The sequence below is a fragment of the Paenibacillus koleovorans NBRC 103111 genome (assembly GCF_004000845.1).
GTDB classification, from domain to species: Bacteria; Bacillota; Bacilli; order Paenibacillales; family NBRC-103111; genus Paenibacillus_AA; species Paenibacillus_AA koleovorans.
This window is the reverse complement of sequence record NZ_BIMA01000280.1, coordinates 1-524: the sequence shown is the minus strand read 5'-3', so window position 1 is coordinate 524 and position 524 is coordinate 1. Positions and strand designations below refer to the sequence as shown.

Annotated in this window: 1 protein-coding gene; it reads left to right on the top strand. The window is 61.1% G+C overall.

Going from position 1 to position 524, the window contains the following annotated elements; translation table 11 throughout:
- Positions 1 to 524, top strand: a 524-nt coding sequence (locus PKO02S_RS32155; RefSeq protein WP_164821844.1) for an IS66 family transposase, incomplete at both ends; no start/stop codon positions are given.

Here is a 524-nt window from a genome sequence, read left to right as displayed (position 1 = left end):
ACCGAGGCGGATCCCGCTAAGGAAGAGCCGACATTGGAGACCCTCACCTACTCGCGCAAGAAGCGCAAGGGCCAGCGCGAGGTGAAACTCGACGGACTGCGTACCGAACGTGTCGAGTATCGCGTGCCAGAAGAAGAGCAAACCTGCACGTGCTGCGGGGGCGCGCTGCACGAGATGAGCACCGAAGTGAGGCGCGAGCTCAAGGTGATTCCAGCCGAAGTACAAGTGGTGGAGCATGTTCGTTATGTCTATGGCTGCCGCCAGTGCGAGCGTACCGGCATCGAGACACCCATCGTCACAGCCGCGATGCCCCGTCCTGTCCAGCCGGGCAGTCTCGCCTCGCCTTCCAGCGTGGCGTACATCATGAGTCAGAAATACGTAGAAGCGATGCCGCTTTATCGTCAGGAACAGCAGTGGGCGCGGTTTGGGGTCGAGCTGTCCCGACAGACGATGGCGAATTGGGTACTTCACGGCGCTCAGTGGCTGAGCCCTGTGTACGAGCGGATGAAAGCGCACCTGCTGCT